This is a genomic window from Sorangium sp. So ce1335 (genome assembly GCF_051521615.1).
Classification (GTDB): Bacteria; Myxococcota_A; Polyangia; order Polyangiales; family Polyangiaceae; genus Sorangium.
The window spans coordinates 9355711-9372539 of sequence record NZ_CP150363.1 but is presented as its reverse complement, the minus strand read 5'-3'; the positions used below and the strand labels follow the sequence as shown (position 1 = coordinate 9372539).

Here is a 16829-nt window from a genome sequence, read left to right as displayed (position 1 = left end):
GAACGCTCCTTGGTAGGACGGAAGCGAGCCACCGCGGCGGTGTCGTCGCGCGAATACAGAGATTCATGGCGTTATTCTTCGACGCGCTCATCGCCATCCACGAGGGCTTCGCGCTGGACTCCACGAGCGATTTCGATGGGACGTTGCAGCGCCTGCACCACGAGGGCCGCGAGGCGGGCGGTCGGGAGCCCCGGCTCCGCCTCCGCCTGGTGCAGGGCCAGGGGGAGCGCGGGCAGCGCCGGCAGCCCGCGCTCCCCGGGGCCGAGCGCCCGCACGCCGGCGGGCAGGCCGATCGGCGCGCGCACCGTGAACCCGAGCCCTGCCGCCGCCGCGGCCCAGAGCCCGCCCAGGTCCGGGCTGGTGAACGCGAGCCGCCACGGGATGCCAGCGCGATCGAGCGCCGCCGCGGCGGCATCCCGGAACCGGCACGGCGCCTCGATGGCCAGGAGCGGCAGCGGCTCGCCCTCCGCCCCGGTCCACGCAGGGCACCCCGCGGCCGACCCGATCCAGCGCATCGGCAGCTCGGCCAGACGCTCGCCGTGCGGCGCGCCGGTCCCGTCGCCCCACGCGAGGGCGAGATCGAGCCGGCCCGACGTGACCCGCTCGAGCAGCTCCGCATTGCGCGCGACCCGCACCTCGATCCGCACCCTCGGGTGGGCGCGCGAAAACCGCCCGAGCACCCCGGAGAGCAGCACGTCACCGAAGTCCTGTTGCAGGCCGAGCCGGACCCAGCCCTCGAGATCGACGCCGCGGACCGCGGCCGCCGCCTCGTCGTTCAGCTCGAGCAGGCGGCGGGCGTAGGCCAGCATCGTCTCGCCCGCCTCCGTCAGCGCGAGACCGCGCCCGGCCTTGCGAAAGAGCGGCGTGCCCGCCTGCTCCTCCAGCTTCTTGATCTGAGCGCTCACCGCCGAGGTCGACCGGCCCACCCGGCTCGCCGCCCTGGCGAAGCTGCCCAGCTCCACCCCCGTGACGAAGCTGCGCAGCACGTCGAGATCGAAGGTGACGCGTTGCATGTCAACCGTCCCGTTTTCTTGAAGTATCCGTACCAAACTTCCTGATTTTCGGCGCGATGGTGCTCCGTCATGCTGGTGGCGTCAAGGCGAGCCGGAGCCGCCTGACAGAGCACAAGGACCCACACTCCATGCGTTTTGCTCACGTCTCACGGCGGAATGGCGAGCCGCCGCTGCGCGAAGGGGACCTCCCTCGCGATCTCGCCGACAGCCATCGTCGCACGCGGCGTCCGGGGAGAGCGCTCCCCGGGAGCGGGCGCCGCCGCTCCCGGGCCACGCTCGCGATAGCGACAGCCTTGCTCTGTGCCGGCGCGGGATGCACGCGGGGCTCGGTCCTGGAGCGAGCCTCGCTCGGGACTCACGCGGTCGCGGGCGGGAAAGCCGTGACCCGCGTCGAGGTGCAGCGGCTGATGTTGCCTCCTGGGTTCAAGGCCGGGCCGCATACGCACCCCGGTCCGGTCGTCTGCTATGTGACCGAAGGGCGTATTCTGTTCCAGGTGAAGGGCCAACCGGCCAGGTACTACACGGCAGGGCAGACGATCTTCGAGCCCGCGAGCACGCCCATCGAGCGCTTCGACAACGATTCCAGCTCGGGCCCCGCGACCTTCATCGCCACCTACCTGCTCGGCGACCAGGACACGGAGTTGCTCCACAGGCTTCACACCGCGGGCGGCGCAGCGGCGGAGGGCGCCCCGTCGGGCCACACCGGAGCCGCCCTCGGCGGCGAAGCAGGCGGTGGCTTTGCGTGCCGCTACCGCGCGAGCTTTGCGGCGAACATCGTGCTGACCCCGGCGCGATAGAGAGCGCTGCCGCCGAAATCGATCTTGCGCTGGAATTCGCCCGCCAGCAGGACACCCCCCGCGCCGTCCCAGGCCACGGCGTTGATCGACGCCCGGCTGAGGTCGGTCGCGGCGTCGTCCAGGTCCTCGCGCCCGCGTTCCGTGCCCGCGCCGTCGAGCTCGATCAGCCGGAGCGCGCTCGGGCCACGGCCGGCGAGGACCAGCCCGTCGTGTCCGACCGGCGTCATCGCGGTCACCACCTCGGCCGAGGGCGAGATGTTCCAGAGGAACTGGCCCTCGGGGTCGAACTTGACCAGCCCGGTGTACCCCGAGAACAGACCTCCGCCGAAATCGAACTGCCCGAAGAGGGTCGTGTGGACGATCAGGTTGCCCGCGCCGTCGACGGCGGCGAGGTCGAGGCCGATGTATCCATTGTCCTCGCTGCCGGCGCCGAAGCTCCGGCGCCAGAGCTCGTTGCCCGCCGGGTCGAGCTTCCTCACCACGAGATCGCTGTCGCCCGGATCCATGATCGTCTCGGTCCAGAAGGGCTCCCGGTTGACCGTTATCCACGTCACGGCCACGTTGCCGGCCGCGTCGACCCCGATCCTTGTGTGGCCGGAAGGGTGGTCGTCGTCGACCACCTTGGCCCAGAGCACCTCGGCGTCGCCGCTCAGCTTGAGCAGGAAGTCCCTCCGGGAGCCCTGCGCGCCGCCGATCGGGAAAGGACCACCTCCGAAGTCGAGCTCCGCCGCCGCCGTCCTGCCCAGGAGGACGATGTCCCCGGCGGGATCCACGACCACGTCGAGCCCCTCCACGCCGTGACGGTGCCAGTAGGACCTGCGCCAGCGCAGCGCGCCCGCGGCGTCGAGCTTCACCACCTCCATCTGCTCATCCCGCCCCGAGCTCGGGATGGTCCCGGCCAGGATCACGTTCCCGAGCGCGTCCGTGGCGATGGCGTTCGGGCTCATGTAGATGCCATGGTCCGCGGTCACCTTGTGCCACAGGGGCTCGCCGGAGGGATCGAGCTTGACCAGGAGAGGGTACGTCGACAGGGTCGCTTTCGTTATCGGCACGTCGCCGACCCGCGCCCTGCTCTCGAAGGAACCGAGCACGAACACGTTGCCGCTCGGGTCGACGGCGACGTCGCGCCCGTGTTGCTCGCCCCGCGCGTCGAAGTGCCAGGTATAATCGAACGCCCCGGAGGCCAGGATCTCGGCGGCATATGCGGTCTGCTCGGAGCTCATGAGGGTCGCGCGGCCGAGCGCGATCTCGCCCTGGTAGGCGCCGGCCAGGCCGATGACCCCGGACGTGGCGCTCGCGACCTGCACGTGGCGCTGGTCGCCCCCGTCGCCCACGCGCCCGCCGAGCAGCGGATGGCCGTCGCCGTCGAGCTTCGCCCAGAAGGCGTCCGTGACGCCCGAGCTCGTCAGCACCTGATCACCGAGCGTGATCGCGCCCTGAAACAGACCACCGAGGGCCATGGTGCCGGACGGGCCGGCCGAGAGGCTGCGGCCGGCCTGCTCGCCCTCGCCGCCGAGCCGGAAGCTGTAGAGGGGGAGCCCCGCCGCGTCGAGCTGCGCCACGAAGGCGTCCGCGCCGCCGGCGCTCATCAGCGGACCGCTGCCGAAGTCCGCCGTGCCTTCGAAGGAGCCGGTCACGACCACCCGCTGGGCGTCGTCGACGGCGACGTCGCTGGCCTCGTCGTGGCCGGCGCCGCCGAATCGCTGGATCCAGCCCGGTTCACCCGCCGCGTCGAGCTGCGCCACGAAGGCGTCCACGCCGCCGGCGCTCACCAGCGGGAGGCCGTCGAGCTCCATCTCTCCCTCGAAGCGCCCTGCCAGGAACACGTCGCCGGCCGCGCCGAGCGCGACGCCCGTCGCGTGTTGATCCCCCTCGCCGCCGAGATGCCTGCTCCAGACCGGAGCCCCCGCGCCGTCGAGCTTCGCGACGAAGGCGTCCGCGCCGCCGGCGCTGACGAGCGGCTCGCCGCCGAGCTGGGCCGTCCCCTCGAAGTGGCCGGCGATCACCAGGCTCCCGTCGGCGTCGCTCGCGATGGCCGACACGTGATCGTCGCCCGCGCCGCCGAGCTGCGTGGCCCACACGGCAAGTCCGTTCCGATCGAACTTCGCGACGAAGATGTCCGTTCCGCCGCGGCTCGTCAGATCCGCCGCGCCGCCGCTCAGCTCGAGGAGGCCGTCGAAGACGCCGACGACGAGCGCGTCTCCCTGGGCATCCAGCGCGATGCCGGTCGCGCGCTCCTCACCTGAGCCGCCGATGCTTCTGACCCAGCTCCGCTCGGAGCTCGAATAGACGGAGGGGAGCTTGGCGAACAGGATGTCGTTATCGTAGGTGCGCACGGCCGGTTCCCAGGGCAAGTGGGGTCCGGCGCCGCGGCGCATCGAGCCGACGATCAGGGTGTATCCGGATGGGTGCATGACGATGTCCGCGGCCTCGCTCGACGGGTGGAAGCCGAAGTGCCTGCTCCAGAGGTGTTCTCCTCCCGCGCAGGGCGGGGCGGCCACGCCGTCGCAATCCTCGTCGGCCGGCGTGGTGCAGACCTCCGTCGCCGGGGTGACCTCGCCGATGCACGGGCCGAACCCCGCGCCGTCGGCCGCGCAGGTGGCGACCCCGGCCACGCATTGCCCGATCCCCTCGCTCCCGCTCCGCCCCGTGTAGCAAGGGGTCGTGCTGAAAGGCACACACGCCTGCGTGCTGCCGCCGGAGCCGCCGTCGCCATAGCCGCCGGAGCCGGAGCCGCCGGAGCCGCCGGAGCCGCCGGAGCCGCCGTCGCCGGAGCCGCCGGAGCCGCCGCCGCCGGAGCCGCCGGAGCCGCCGGAGCCGCCGTCGCCGGAGCCGCCGGAGCCGCCGGAGCCGCCGCTGCCACCTTCGCCAGAGCCGCCGGAGCCGCCGCCGCCAGAGCCGCCGTCGCCGGAGCCGCCGTCGCCGGAGCCGCCGTCGCCGGAGCCGCCGCCGCCAGAGCCGCCGCCGCCAGAGCCGCCGGAGCCGCCATCGCCAGAGCCGCCGGAGCCGCTGGAGCTTGTCACGCTCCCAGCTCCCCCAGCGCCGTCGCCCCCGGTGCCCCCTTGCCCTGCTCCGCCGCCGCCCATCCCGTCGTCGCACGCGGCTGCCACGGACGACAGCGCTGTCACGACCGACAGCCGCGCAACGCTCCGCCACATGCCTCGCATCATCATGGATTCCTCTCCTGTCCCTCCGATGCGGTACGGCGCGCCTCCGTTCAGCGGATGGGCGCGCGCGGGGCGAGCGCTCGCGCCAGAGCACATTTTCAACCGGCGAGGACCAGCGCGTCGAGGAAAACTGTCAGGGACCGGCCTATTGGATCGCGACCGGGATGGCGAAGCGGATCGGCCTCGGGACGGCGAAGACCACGTACCGCGCCAGCAGCGCGGCGCCCTCGGCGCGGCGGAGGACGCGCTCGGTGCGCATCGGGATGGCCGCGAACGCCGTCAGCACGCCGAGCGTGATGAGGTCGATGGCCATGGCGCCGCAAGAACCAGATCGTCGTCGCGATGGGGCTTGAGCTCCTGCTGCGCGTCCCAGCGGGGTGTACGTCCGGTGCGCACACGGCGCGCACCTCACGACGAGAAGAGCCCCTGGCCTCACGGGTCAGGGGCTCTTCTTCTGTGTCCGGAGGGGGACTTGAACCCTCACGCCCCATAAAGGGCACGAGCGCCTCAAGCTAGCGCGCGGTATTCGCAGGCGTTTCAGGCGTGGAAGGCGCCGGTCGGTGATCACCGCCTCATGGATGCGACGATCGAATGGGCCTGGTCGACGTTCGATCAGCCCCAGGCTCCCGGCCCATGCGCCTGTTCGCGCGCTCTGCGCCGCGCCAGCGTGACGTATACGATATCACGCTGAGCTCGTCCAAACGCCGCGCGAAGGTGCCAAGCAAAGCGGCGCGGCGAAGGGTGAGCCGGTAGCGAAAGCGCTTGTCAAGCGACGGCAAATTTCACTGACGGGGGGCACCGCACGTGTCGCGCAGCGAGGACATAGCGAAGGCTGCTTGTCAGAGCGAAGGCTGCTTGTCAGAGCGAAGGCTGCTTGTGACGCCCTCTCACCAAGGCACGACGGCTCGCGCGCCCTCGGTGGCGCCGCGAGCCACCACCAGACATGGAGGCGCGTCCCTCCAGCCCGCGTCCCTCGCGCCGCGCCCCTTCCAGGATCTCGGCTGAACCAGCCTCCCCGCTCGACCCGCTCCCCTCGTGGGCCCTGGTACGCCTCATGCCAGTGTCCGCCTGGTCTCCGCACGAAGGAAGCCGCCCGCGAGACTTGCTGCAACGATCAAGGAGAGACGATGATGCCCACGAACACGACCCACAAGACCCGCTCCCTCATCCTGTCGCTCACGATGGCCGCCGGCCTGGCCGTGACAGCGTTCACGTCCCCTGCGGCGGCCGGGCCGCTGCCGACGCTCTCCGGATGGGGCGTGCGCGGCCATGCCAGCTTCATGGGCTCGGTGAGCCAGCAGGCCGACGGCTCGCTCAGGGGGCATTTCACGATCATCATCCACAATCCCGGCGAAGCCCCCGTCACCTGCCGCTACCTGCGCTTCCGTCCCCATACCGTGAGCGGCGGGAGCTGGAGCTTCGATGGCCATGGCACGTGCTGGAGCTCGGGCGGCACGTTCGCTGCGGCGAACCGCTTCGCCTTCTCTGACCTGGGCAGCCCAGGCGCGGGCGTCGACGCCGTCGACGTGAACTTCTACGGCGCGGTCGGCGTCTCGATCCCCGGCGGCTTCTTCGATGACGGCGACATCGTCTACACGCCTTGAGGCCAGCCGCGATCCAGCCGGCCTGTCAGCGCTGCCGCTCGCGCCGCTGTGTCGGTCGCGCGATCGGGATAAACTTGAGCCCGGGTGAGGCGACCGGCTCTGCCGTTCTGCCCTGGCCCGGCCCCGTCCCGCGCGACGCGGTGATCGGGCGCACACGGTCATGAACTCCCGCAGATCGTCGGCCCGTCGAGCTCGGTGCGCGCCGCGCCTTGCGCGCTGGAAGCGCAGAACGCGCCGTCCGAGCGGCCAGCTTTTTCGTTGATCCGAGGGAACGATCCGTCTATGTGTGAAGACCGACAACCGGACTGGACGACCGGGCAAACCGATGGATCGTGCGGACAGAGCTGACCTGGTGCTCGTTGTGGACGACAACCCCGTCAACCTCGGTGTGATATCCAAAGCGCTCACCGACGCCAACATCGACGTTGCGGTGGCGACCGACGGTGAAATGGCGCTGCGTGTCGTCTCGCGCGACGAACCGGATCTCGTTCTCCTGGACGTGATGATGCCTCGCCTCGACGGGTTCGAGACGTGCAGGCGTCTGAAGGCGAACCCCGCGACCGCGGCAATCCCGATCATCTTCATGACCGCGCGCAACGAGGCGACCGCCATGGTCGAGGGGTTCGAGGCGGGCGCCGTCGACTACGTGACCAAGCCGTTCAACGGCGGGGAGCTCATCGCGCGCGTGCGGACGCAGCTCTCGCTCCGGCGCGTCACGCGGGCTCTCCTCGACAGGAACGCGCGCCTGGAGGAGACGCTCCGCGAGCGCGCGACGGCCGAGATGGAGCGCGAGCAGCTCACCCAGGAGCTCGTGCGCCGCACGGAGGAGCTGCGCCAGGCCAACGATCGCCTGAAGCTCGAGCTCGCCGAGCGGGAGCGCGCAGAGTCCGTCAGGGCCGATCTGCAGGAGCAGATCATCGCGGCCCAGCAAGAGAGGCTCCTGGAGCTGTCGACGCCGCTCATCCCGATCACGGATCGCATCGTGATCATGCCGCTCATCGGGACCATGGACGTCATGAGGATCGCGCGCGCGACGGAGACCGCGCTCAAGGGGGTCAGCGAGCGCCGCGCCACGTTCGTCATCCTGGACGTCACCGGAGCGCGCGGGCTCGACGCGAGCGCGGCGCAGATGCTCGTCCGGGTCGGCAACGGGCTCAGGCTGCTCGGGGCCCAGGCCGTGATCACCGGGATTCGCCCCGAGATGGCGAGCGCGTTCGTCAAGCTCGATGTCTCCCTCGGCACCATGGTGACGGCCGGCGCGCTCCAGGAGGGGATCGCGTACGCGATGAAGGCGCAGGGCAAGCGGAGCTACCGCTTTGGCGTCCAGTAGCCCACGCGCCCTCACGGCGCGGGCGCGCGCGCCGGCCAGGAGCGACTCGGTGTGATCAAGAAGATCTGGAAGCGCAGTCTCCTGGTCCAGCTGGTCAGCTATTTTTCCGGGCTGTCGCTGATCACGGTGTGCATCGTCGCGTTCGCGGCGGACCACCTCGCGAAGGGCGCTCTCCAGAAGGCCATCGAGAGCCGGCTCACGGTCGCGACGTCGCTCAAGGAGTACGAGCTCGCGGAGTGGCTGGCGGCGGCGCGCAAGGACGTGCTGCTGCTCAGCCAGATGCCGGGAGTCCGGGAGCAGCTCGCCACGCTGCTCGTGGGCGGCGAGGGCGCGGCGCGCGAGGAGGCGTACGAGAAGCTACGCGCGCACATCGCCTCCACCGTCGCCTTGATGCCGGAGATCAGGAGCGTGCTCATCACGACGAACGGCGGCTTCGTCGTCTTCGCGTCGGCGGACAGGGCGCTCGAGGGGCGGTTCCGGCCGATCGGGTACCCGAGCACGTTCTTCCTGCGCGAGAGCGCGGACTCGGTGGTTCCGAACTACTACCAGTCCACGAACGGCAGCAAGGCGCTCACGTTCGCGACGCCCATCCTGGACGACCACGGCGTGCGCATGGCCGCGGTCGTGGTCGACCTGCACCTCGGCGGCATCGACGCCCTCATCCGCCACACGACCGGGCTCGGCGCCACGGCGGAGACGTACCTCGTGGGCCGCGTCGCCAACAAGAACATCCTCATGGCGAGCGACTCGCCGGGCGATGCCGGCGGCAAGGGGGTCCACAGCTACGGCATCGACGCGGCGGTCTCCAGGATCAGCGGCCAGGGCACGTACGTGAACTACCGGGGGACGCCGGTCATCGGCAGCTACCGATGGCTCCCGGAGCAGAACCTCGCCCTGCTCGCCGAGGTCAGCCAGGCCGAGGCGTTCGCGCCGGCGAACCGGCTGTCCCGGTCCATTCTGCTCATCGGGCTCGCCTCGTCAGCGCTCCTGCTGCTCGCGGTTTACCTGCTCTCGCGCCGGATCACGCGGCCCATCCTGGCCATCACGGACGCGGCCATCGAGCTCGCGGGGGGGAAACTGAGCCGCACGGCGCCGGTCGTGACCGAGGACGAGATTGGCAAGCTGGCGACGGCGTTCAACCGGATGGCCGCGCAGCTCAAGCAGTCGTTCGAGGAGCTCGAGCTGCGGGTCGAGCAGCGGACGGTGGAGCTCCGCGAGGCGAAGGACGCGGCCGATCTCGCCAGCAGGGCCAAGAGCGAGTTCCTGGCCAACATGAGCCACGAGCTGCGCACGCCCCTGAACGGGGTCATCGGCTACTCCGAGCTCCTCCAGCGCTCGCGGACGCTCGGCGAGGAGGAGCGCCGCTTCGTCGACATCGTCCGCCAGTCCGGCTTCCTCCTGCTCCACCTGATCAACGACGTCCTCGATTTCGCCAAGATCGAGGCGCGGCGGCTGGAGCTCTGCCCGGCGCCGCTCCATCTCTCCTCGTTCCTCCGCGAGATCATCGACGTCTGCCGTGTCCGCGCGGAGCAGAAGAACGTCCGCCTCGTTTACGAGGCGGACGCCGACCTCCCGGCCGGTGTGCAGGTGGACGAGAAGCGCCTGCGGCAGGTCCTGATGAACCTGCTGAGCAACGCGATCAAGTTCACCGAGGCCGGCGTGGTCACCCTCCGTGTCCGGGGACTCGGCGCGCCGGGGGGCGGGGCGGGCGGGCGGCAGCCGGGGCAGGAGCCCGACCCTGGCGCGCCGGGCAGCGGAGATCACGTGTGCCTCCGGTTCGAGGTCGAGGACACTGGGGTCGGGATCAGCCCGGCGCACCTTCAGCGGATCTTCCTCCCGTTCGAGCAAGCGGAGCACGGCACGCGCCACGCGGACGGGACGGGGCTCGGGCTGCCCATCAGCCAGCGGATCGTCGAGGTCATGGGCAGCACGATCCACGTGAGGAGCGAGCCTGGCCGGGGGAGCACCTTCTGGGTGGATCTCGTGCTGCCGCGGGCGCTCACCGGGGCCTCGTCGGCCGGCGCTGCAGAGCTGCGCACGCCGGTCGGCTACAGCGGGCCGCGGAGGACGATCCTCGTCGTCGACGATCACCCCGACAACCGGCTGATGCTGGCGAGCCTCCTCGAGCCGCTCGGGTTCACCGTCGCGCAGGCGGCCGACGGCGAGGAGGCCCTCTCGGTGGCGGCGGACGTGAGGCCCGATCTCATCATCACGGACATGCGCATGCGCAACGTCGATGGGATCGAGCTCCTCCGGAGGCTGCGTGAATCCCCCGACCTGCGCGGCATCCCGGTCATCGTCTCTTCCGCGAGCGCGTTCGAGCGCGATCTGCAAAAGAGCCTCGCGGCCGGGGCGGTCGGCTTCGTGTCCAAGCCCGTGCAGCTCTCCGTGCTGCTCCAGGCGCTCGGGGAGCACCTCGAGCTCGCCTGGATCGTGGAGCCGGCGACCCCGCCGGTCCAGGGCGACGGGCCCGCGGACGCGCCCCTGGCCGCGGATCGGCCCGCTCCGGCCGCCGAGGGCGCGCCGCCGCGGCCCGCGGCGCCGCCGCCGGAGGAGCTCGCCGCCCTCAAGGATCTCGCGGAGCGAGGGCGCGTCGACGCCATCCGGGCGCGGGCCAGCCAGCTCGCGAGCTCCGACGCGCGGCTCGCCGCGTTCGCCGACGAGCTGATCCGCCTCGCGCAGGGTTATCGGGTCATGGAGATAGTCGCGTTCATCGACGCGCACCAGCGCGAGACCCCGTCGGGCTCGTGATGGGGCGGAGCCGCCGCGCGCGTCGCTCGCGCGGCGCGGGATCCCGTGCGCGCCGGCTCACCCCAGCGGCGCCTGCGCGGGGCTCGCGGGCGCAGCGCGGCCGACGTCAGTCCCACTTCTCGAACGTGTCCTTGATGTGCGCGATCGCCCAGTCGGCCGCGTTCTCGGGAGACGCCTTGTTCTGCAGCACGCTGAGGAGCGCCTTCGCCCAGACGTTCTGGAACTGGACCTCCGTGTACGCGGCGCTGTACGCCTCGTAGCCCGGGCGGGTCGGCCCGAGCGCCATCCGGAGCGCCGCGGAGAGGTGCGGATCCCCCGGATCGCTCCAGTACGGATCTTCCAGGAGCCTGGTCGTGACCGGCAGATAACGCCCCTTGCCGCCGTCGCGGAGGAGCAGGTTCATGTTCTCCGGGCTCAGCAAGAAGCGGAGGAAGCTCTTCGCGGCCTCCTTGTTCCTGGAGCGCTCGAACGTGACGATCTGCTTGATGCCGACGATCATCCGGAGCGGGCCGCCGCCCGGCCTGTCCGGCCAGCCGGCGGTGACCATCTTGTCGTAATAGAGCTCCCTCGCGCCCAGGTTGTACTCGTTCGGATCGAGCTTCTGCGTGAGGGGGATCGACAGGCTGCCGTTGGTGGTCATCAGCAGCCGTCCCTCGAGGAAGCCGATGTTGTTGCCCGCGCTCGTCCACTCCACCGCGTCCTTCGGGACGTAGCCGTCGTTGAAGAACCCGGCGTACTCCCGGAGGACGGCGACGATCTTGTCCCTCGTGCCGGGCGCGTCGAGGAGCAGCGCGCCGTCCGGGCTCACGATGCGGGCGCCGTACGCCTCGAGGAACTGCTCGAAGGTGTTGAACGAGTCGACGTCCATGGGCGAGACCGACAGCCCGAGCCCGTAGACGCCCTCTCTCCCCTGCGCCCGGAGGCGGTCCTGGGCCGCCTTCCAGAACTGCCAGTACTCGCTCCAGCCGGTCGGGATGGGCTGGTCGCCGAGCCCGGCGATCGCCAGCTGATCGCGCCAGTAGTGGATGTAGCTCAGCTGCTGGCCGAACGGCACGGCGTAACAGCCGCGCTGCTTCGTCACCTTGTTCTTCAGGTACGACGCCTCGATCGCCGTGGGGATGAACTCGTGCTTCCTCGGCTCGATGAGGTCGGACACGTCCGCGAGCTGGTTTCGCCAGGCCAGGATCGGGATGATCCGCATATCGCCGACGGTGCTGTGGAAGAGATCCGGCGGCTTCCCCTCGTCGAGCGCCCTCAGCAGCTCGGCGTCCATCTCGTTCACGGGCATGAACCGCACGTCGGCCTCGCGGTTCTCCGCGCGCTTCCAGCGATCGAGGATGGTGAGGATGGCCTCGTTCTCCTCGGGGAGGAAGCCTTGCGCCCACCAGACCCGCAATGTGCGGCTGTCGTCGCCGGTCGCCGCCGAGGGGGGCGCGGGCGCGGGCTCGCGCGTGCACGCCGCGCCGTGAGCGGCGAGCCCGAGGCCCAGCGCGCCCGCCGTGGCGAGGAACAGCCGTCTGCGTAGCCCGGCGTGCATCAGCCGCTCACGACCGGGGCGCGGGCCGCGTGGGGGCGAGTCGGCCTGTCGTGGAGCGCGGCGGAGAGCGCACCGCCCCGGCGCGCTCCGACGGCGCGCGACGCGCGCGCCCGCAGAAGGTACGGGCGACCGAGCGCCCCCTCGGCGCCGTGCTTGTCTCCGTTCCGTCCCCGCACTGCGATGTTTGGACCGTACCAGAGGCGAGCGACCCGCAGCAAGGCCAGCGTGCGGTGGGTGTCCATCTTGGCGGTGACGGTCACGGTGCCGAGGAGCCGGCCGTGCTCGCTGCCGCCGCGGGCGAGGAGGACGAGCCCCGTTCTCGGAGCGCGCATCACGCGCCGGGGAGCGCCGCCATTCGTCCGTGAGCCAACGCACCGCTGCGCCCACCCAGAGGAGGCGTGGTCCTTCAGAGCGGCGGCGAGGGGGTCGAGCCGAAAGGCGCCGGGGATGCCGCTCGCTCGATCGCTGGACTTACCGAATCCACCGATTGACGATGTTTTCGTACAGCTCCTGTTGACCGCTCTTGAGCTTGACCTCACCATCAGCGTTGCCGATCTCGGCCAGGTGTGTCGGAACACCCCGTCGGGTGACCCTATGATGGCCATGATGTCAGCGCTGCTTCGCCTGCCGCGCCTCGATCTCGGCCAGCGTGCTCGCCCCCGGCGCGCCCACCTGGCGGTGTGGGCCGCGTTCGTCGTCTTCACGATCGTCTTCGCGGGCGACGACCCGGCGGCGCGGCGGGACGAGAGGGGCCGAGTCGGCGTCCCGGCCTGACCGGAGGCGCCGGGAGGCACGCGGCCCCTCGGGCGCGCCGCCGCGGCACGTTCCGGGTCGCTCATGGCGAGATGAATCGATTGCATGGAGTTTATGATGCCGATTCATTGGAATCACGCCCTCCGGTGAGCCATGAATGCGCAGCCTGCGAGCCGCTCGCGGTCCCACCCTTTCGGCTTGCTGCGCTGCACTTCCTCGCGCTGCGATCCGGCTTGATTTGCCTACGCGTTGCGATCCGGCTTGGTTTGCCTGCGCGCCGAGGCGCTGATGGTGCTGAGAGTCTGAAACGAACAACCCGGGTTCGGTTGACCTGCTCACTGCGCGTGAGCTCACCCAAACGTGTGTGTCGACCGAAGTAGGAGCGACGATGCAACGAGTCACGGATTCGATGATGTCGGCCTTTTCTTCTTCATTGTACCTCGCGGCACCACTGGTTCTCCTCGCGTGCGGCGCGGACGCATCCGGCGAGGCGGGCGTCGTCTCGGAGGCGCATGCGCTCGCAGGCGGCGGGCATTGCGCAGCCGGTTTGCTGCAGAATCCGGAGACGCAGCAGTGCGCGCCGATCGCCGATCGCCGCGCCGAAGCGCAGCGTGCCGCCGCGCGCAGGCCGGAGCGGCTGCCGCCGAATCTCAAGGCGCTGCGCGGCACGGCGGGCGGCGCGCCGAGCGCGGCGCGCTCGCAGGCGAGCGTCCCCGACCACGTGCCGGGCGGGCTCGGCGCGGGCGTGAGTTACAAGAGCGGCGCGCTGCCCGTGACCGAATCATCGACGCTCTACACACACATGATCGTGTATCCGGAGGGTCTCGGCTTCGACGTACCGGCGGACTTGTTCACGACGGCCACGAATCGCACGGAAAAAACCGTCGAGGTCGTCGGCTGGTACCGCGAGGCCAGCGTGCATCACATCGGCATTTTCGACTGGTCGTGCTCGGCGACCGATCCGTGCGCGGGCGGTCAGACCGTGCCCTCCTGGATCTGGACGCGACCATTCAGCGACAACACCTGCCAGCTCACGCAAATGGCGGACGGCGCCGGCGTGGACCACGAGACGCTGTACTACGCCAACTCCACCGTCTCCACCGCGAGCGGCTGGGAGAACCGCGTTTTGTTCTGGAATTATTGCACGAGTCAGTGGGATCTCGAGTACGTGCACGCGTTCACGGGTCCGCAACAAGACTGCAGTGTGACCGGCTGCGGCTGGTGGGGCCCGATCGTCGAAAACTTTTCTCCGCTCGAGGATCAGCCGTTCCCGCAGCTCGGCTTCATCGACACGAGCCTCGTTCATGACGGCGTGACGAGCCTTTTGCCGCCGAGCGAGACGGACTTCAACGGCCCGCCTTCGACCTGGAACCTGTGTTTCATCGAGCCGAACACGTCCTGGTCGACGAGCCAGATCCCGTGCGGCGCGAGCACGACGCCGTGGACCGCGACGCTCACCGTGACCAGCAATTGGAACACGGGCTATTGCGCGGACGTCGCGGTTCACAACGGCGGCGCGACTGCGATCTCCACTTGGTCCGTGTCGCTCGCGATGAATCAATCCGCGCTGACGAGCAGCCACAGCGCGAACTTTCAGGCGGCTTCCGCCGGTCAGTATCAGATCACTCCGCTGAGTTGGAATGCGAACCTCGCGCCCGGAGCCACGACCTCGTTCGGCTTCTGCGCGAACAAGACCGGCACAAACTACACGCCAACCGTCACCACGCCCTGAGCGCCGTGAAGCATCTCCGCTCCGCGCAGCGGAATGCTCGACGATCACTCGTCCCGGCACGGACCGGCGCAGCCTCCTACGGCGAGTTTGCCGGCCCGGAGCCGGGACGCGAGATCCGCACGACCCGTTCTGGAACGAATGGCCGCGCGCCTCCGTGCCCATCCGGGCGATGAACGGCCTGCTCGACCCGCAGACGCCCATCGGCCTGGCGGAGCTCGCGGCCGACAGGCTGACCGCGGCCCACCCGACGTTCGTGGCGGTGCCCTGGAGCCCGCACGTGGTCACGTTCGAGTCCCCCGTGAAGACGGCCGACGCGGCGCCCTGCGGCACGCAGCTGATGGCCAAGTTCATCGCGGATCCCGAGGCTCCTGTGGATACGACGTGCCTCGACAACGAAGAGAAGCGAGCGCCGGCAGGCGATCGCGCGCGCCGGCCTCTTCAGCTCCTCGGAGGGAGTCGGCATCCTCGCCGCTGCGACTCAGTGTGGCACAGCTTGGTCTGATTCATCAGCTTCACATGGCACATCCGGGGTGCGATGACGTGATTTTCGCGCGGAGGCGCTGTGGCACGCAGGTTGCTCAGCCCTGGCCTCATGCGAACGACAACTTGCTTGATGGTCATGCTCATGTCAGCTCTGGTGGGGTGCAGCTCGGGCCCGGGCGGGGGCACAGGCGGAGGCGGATCGGGCCAGGGCGGGGGCACAGGCGGGGGCGGCTCGGACCAGGGCGGGGGCGGCTCGGGCCAGGGCGGGGGCGGCTCGGGCCAGGGCGGGGGCGGCTCGACCGAGGCGCCGGTCGAGTGCTTCGAGGTGAAGCCCGGCTGCGTTCTGCCCTCGGACGCGACGCGAATCGAGGATCCGGACGTCTCGGCGGACGATCAGGCGTCGCTCTCGCGCAACAACGCGAGCTTCGCGCTCGACCTCGGCCGCGCGCTCCATAGCTCGACGGAGAACGTCATCTACTCGCCATTCAGCATCTCGACGGCGCTCGCGATGACCTACGCGGGCGCGCGGACAGCGACGGAGCAGGCGATGGCAGCGACGATGCGCTTCGAGCTCCCCCAGGAGCGGTTGCATCCGGCGTTCAACCACGTGGACCGCCATCTCAACAGGTTCACCGAGGGCCAGAGCCCGTCCGAGGGAGGCGGCTTCCGGCTCCACACGGCCAACTCGATCTGGTCGCAGATCGGCCTCCCGATCGAGAGGTCGTTCTTGAATGTGCTCAGCGAGAACTATGGAGCGCACGTGCGGCTCGCCGATTTCGCCGCCGCCCCGAAGGAGGCTGAGGGACTCATCAACGCGTGGGTGAGCGACAGGACGGAGGGCAAGATCCCGACGCTCCTCGATGGCAACGTGACGGCGGAGACGGTGGCCGTGCTCGTCAACGCCATCTACTTCGACGCCGCGTGGAGCACGCGGTTCTCGAAGGACGCGACGAAGCCGGGGACGTTCCGGCGCGGCGACGGCACGAGCGTCACCGCCCAGATGATGAGCGGCAGGCAGCAGGCGAGCTACGGCGCCGGCGACGGCTGGGAAGCGGTGCAGATGATGTATGGGGGTGCCCCCGTGTCGATGTTCCTCGTGCTGCCCGACGAGGGGACCGCGGACGCGTTCGAGGAGTCGCTCGACGGCGCGGCGCTCGAGGCGATCATCGCTTCGACGGAGGAGCGGCCGGTCGACATCACGATGCCGAAGTTCTCGTTCGGCTCGTCCTTCTCTCTCAAGGAAGCGCTCAGGGGGCTCGGCATGGAGGTCGCGTTCGGCCCAGGCGCCGATTTCTCCGGGCTCCTCGCGGGCGGAGAGATCTGGATTCACGACGTCGTCCACAAGGCGGTCATCGACGTGGACGAGGACGGGACCGAGGCCGCGGGGTCGACCGGGGTCATCGTCAATTCCACGGGCTCGGGTACCTTCCCCGATCCTGCGGCGATCGTCCTGGACCGCCCGTTCTTCTTCTTCGTCCGCGACGTGCCGACGGGGGCGCTCCTCTTCGCGGGACGCGTCAACGACCCGACCGCGCCCTGAGGACCGGCGCGCCCTGGCGGACCCGAGCGCGCCGCACGCCGCCGCGGCGGCCGACTGGGAGGCGCGCGAGCGCTCCTCCGGGGCCGGCAGCGCTCCCGCAGGCTGCTTCGCTCAGGTGGCCC

General features: G+C 70.3%; 13 protein-coding genes. 8 read left to right on the top strand and 5 right to left on the bottom strand.

The window, feature by feature from the left end; translation table 11 throughout:
* Positions 1-71 precede the first annotated feature (71 nt).
* Positions 72-1013 (bottom strand): LysR substrate-binding domain-containing protein, encoded by a 942-nt coding sequence (locus tag WMF24_RS34780; RefSeq protein WP_437731751.1) that lies wholly within the window; start codon positions 1011-1013, stop codon positions 72-74.
* 380 nt (positions 1014-1393) lie between these two features.
* Here WMF24_RS34780 and WMF24_RS34775 point away from each other — a divergent pair, with 380 nt between their 5' ends.
* On the top strand, positions 1394-1810 hold the full coding sequence (locus WMF24_RS34775; RefSeq protein WP_437731750.1) for a cupin domain-containing protein: 417 nt from the start codon (positions 1394-1396) through the stop codon (positions 1808-1810).
* Here the strand turns inward: WMF24_RS34775 and WMF24_RS34770 are convergent.
* Positions 1762-4983 carry a hypothetical protein gene (locus WMF24_RS34770; protein ID WP_437731749.1) on the bottom strand — a complete coding sequence of 1074 codons (3222 nt, stop codon included), beginning with the start codon at positions 4981-4983 and terminating at the stop codon, positions 1762-1764. The genes WMF24_RS34775 and WMF24_RS34770 overlap by 49 nt on opposite strands.
* 139 nt (positions 4984-5122) lie before the next feature.
* Entirely contained in the window at positions 5123-5290 is a 168-nt protein-coding gene (locus tag WMF24_RS34765; RefSeq protein ID WP_437731748.1) for a hypothetical protein, read from the bottom strand.
* Positions 5291-6104: 814 nt separating this feature from the next.
* On the opposite strand from WMF24_RS34765, the gene WMF24_RS34760 reads away from it, so the two are divergent.
* From WMF24_RS34760 to WMF24_RS34750, 3 genes are all read left to right on the top strand, one after another.
* A complete protein-coding gene (locus WMF24_RS34760) occupies positions 6105-6581 on the top strand; it encodes a hypothetical protein (protein ID WP_437731747.1) in 477 nt (158 codons plus the stop codon).
* 352 nt (positions 6582-6933) lie between these two features.
* Positions 6934-7911 (top strand): response regulator, encoded by a 978-nt coding sequence (locus WMF24_RS34755; protein WP_437731746.1) that lies wholly within the window; start codon positions 6934-6936, stop codon positions 7909-7911.
* A 51-nt stretch (positions 7912-7962) separates the two neighbouring features.
* Positions 7963-10662: a response regulator gene (locus WMF24_RS34750; protein WP_437731745.1), complete on the top strand. Its 2700-nt coding sequence runs from the start codon at positions 7963-7965 to the stop codon at positions 10660-10662.
* A 106-nt stretch (positions 10663-10768) separates the two neighbouring features.
* On the opposite strand, the gene WMF24_RS34745 is transcribed toward WMF24_RS34750, so the two are convergent.
* Entirely contained in the window at positions 10769-12199 is a 1431-nt protein-coding gene (locus WMF24_RS34745) for an ABC transporter substrate-binding protein (RefSeq protein ID WP_437731744.1), read from the bottom strand.
* Positions 12199-12531 carry a hypothetical protein gene (locus tag WMF24_RS34740; RefSeq protein WP_437731743.1) on the bottom strand — a complete coding sequence of 111 codons (333 nt, stop codon included), beginning with the start codon at positions 12529-12531 and terminating at the stop codon, positions 12199-12201. The genes WMF24_RS34745 and WMF24_RS34740 overlap by 1 nt, the downstream gene beginning before the upstream one ends.
* A gap of 115 nt (positions 12532-12646) precedes the next feature.
* Between WMF24_RS34740 and WMF24_RS34735 the strand changes: the two genes are divergently transcribed.
* The 4 genes from WMF24_RS34735 to WMF24_RS34720 all read left to right on the top strand — a co-directional run bounded on the left by WMF24_RS34735 (position 12647) and on the right by WMF24_RS34720 (position 16707).
* Positions 12647-12973 (top strand): hypothetical protein, encoded by a 327-nt coding sequence (locus WMF24_RS34735; protein ID WP_437731742.1) that lies wholly within the window; start codon positions 12647-12649, stop codon positions 12971-12973.
* 367 nt (positions 12974-13340) lie between these two features.
* Positions 13341-14684: a cellulose binding domain-containing protein gene (locus WMF24_RS34730; RefSeq protein ID WP_437731741.1), complete on the top strand. Its 1344-nt coding sequence runs from the start codon at positions 13341-13343 to the stop codon at positions 14682-14684.
* Positions 14685-14853: 169 nt separating this feature from the next.
* On the top strand, positions 14854-15186 hold the full coding sequence (locus WMF24_RS34725; protein ID WP_437731740.1) for a hypothetical protein: 333 nt from the start codon (positions 14854-14856) through the stop codon (positions 15184-15186).
* Positions 15187-15303: 117 nt separating this feature from the next.
* The gene (locus tag WMF24_RS34720; RefSeq protein ID WP_437731739.1) at positions 15304-16707 is read left to right on the top strand and encodes a serpin family protein; all 1404 of its coding nucleotides are present in this window, start codon (positions 15304-15306) and stop codon (positions 16705-16707) included.
* Positions 16708-16829 lie beyond the last annotated feature (122 nt).

Coding starts and splice junctions, on each gene's coding strand:
- WMF24_RS34780 (WP_437731751.1), bottom strand. CDS start 1,013: ATGCAACGCGTCACCTTCGATCTCGACGTGCTGCGCAGCTTCGTCACG.
- WMF24_RS34770 (WP_437731749.1), bottom strand. CDS start 4,983: ATGATGATGCGAGGCATGTGGCGGAGCGTTGCGCGGCTGTCGGTCGTG.
- WMF24_RS34765 (WP_437731748.1), bottom strand. CDS start 5,290: ATGGCCATCGACCTCATCACGCTCGGCGTGCTGACGGCGTTCGCGGCC.
- WMF24_RS34760 (WP_437731747.1), top strand. CDS start 6,105: ATGATGCCCACGAACACGACCCACAAGACCCGCTCCCTCATCCTGTCG.
- WMF24_RS34745 (WP_437731744.1), bottom strand. CDS start 12,199: ATGCACGCCGGGCTACGCAGACGGCTGTTCCTCGCCACGGCGGGCGCG.
- WMF24_RS34740 (WP_437731743.1), bottom strand. CDS start 12,531: ATGCGCGCTCCGAGAACGGGGCTCGTCCTCCTCGCCCGCGGCGGCAGC.
- WMF24_RS34735 (WP_437731742.1), top strand. CDS start 12,647: ATGCCGCTCGCTCGATCGCTGGACTTACCGAATCCACCGATTGACGAT.
- WMF24_RS34730 (WP_437731741.1), top strand. CDS start 13,341: ATGCAACGAGTCACGGATTCGATGATGTCGGCCTTTTCTTCTTCATTG.
- WMF24_RS34725 (WP_437731740.1), top strand. CDS start 14,854: ATGAACGGCCTGCTCGACCCGCAGACGCCCATCGGCCTGGCGGAGCTC.
- WMF24_RS34720 (WP_437731739.1), top strand. CDS start 15,304: ATGCTCATGTCAGCTCTGGTGGGGTGCAGCTCGGGCCCGGGCGGGGGC.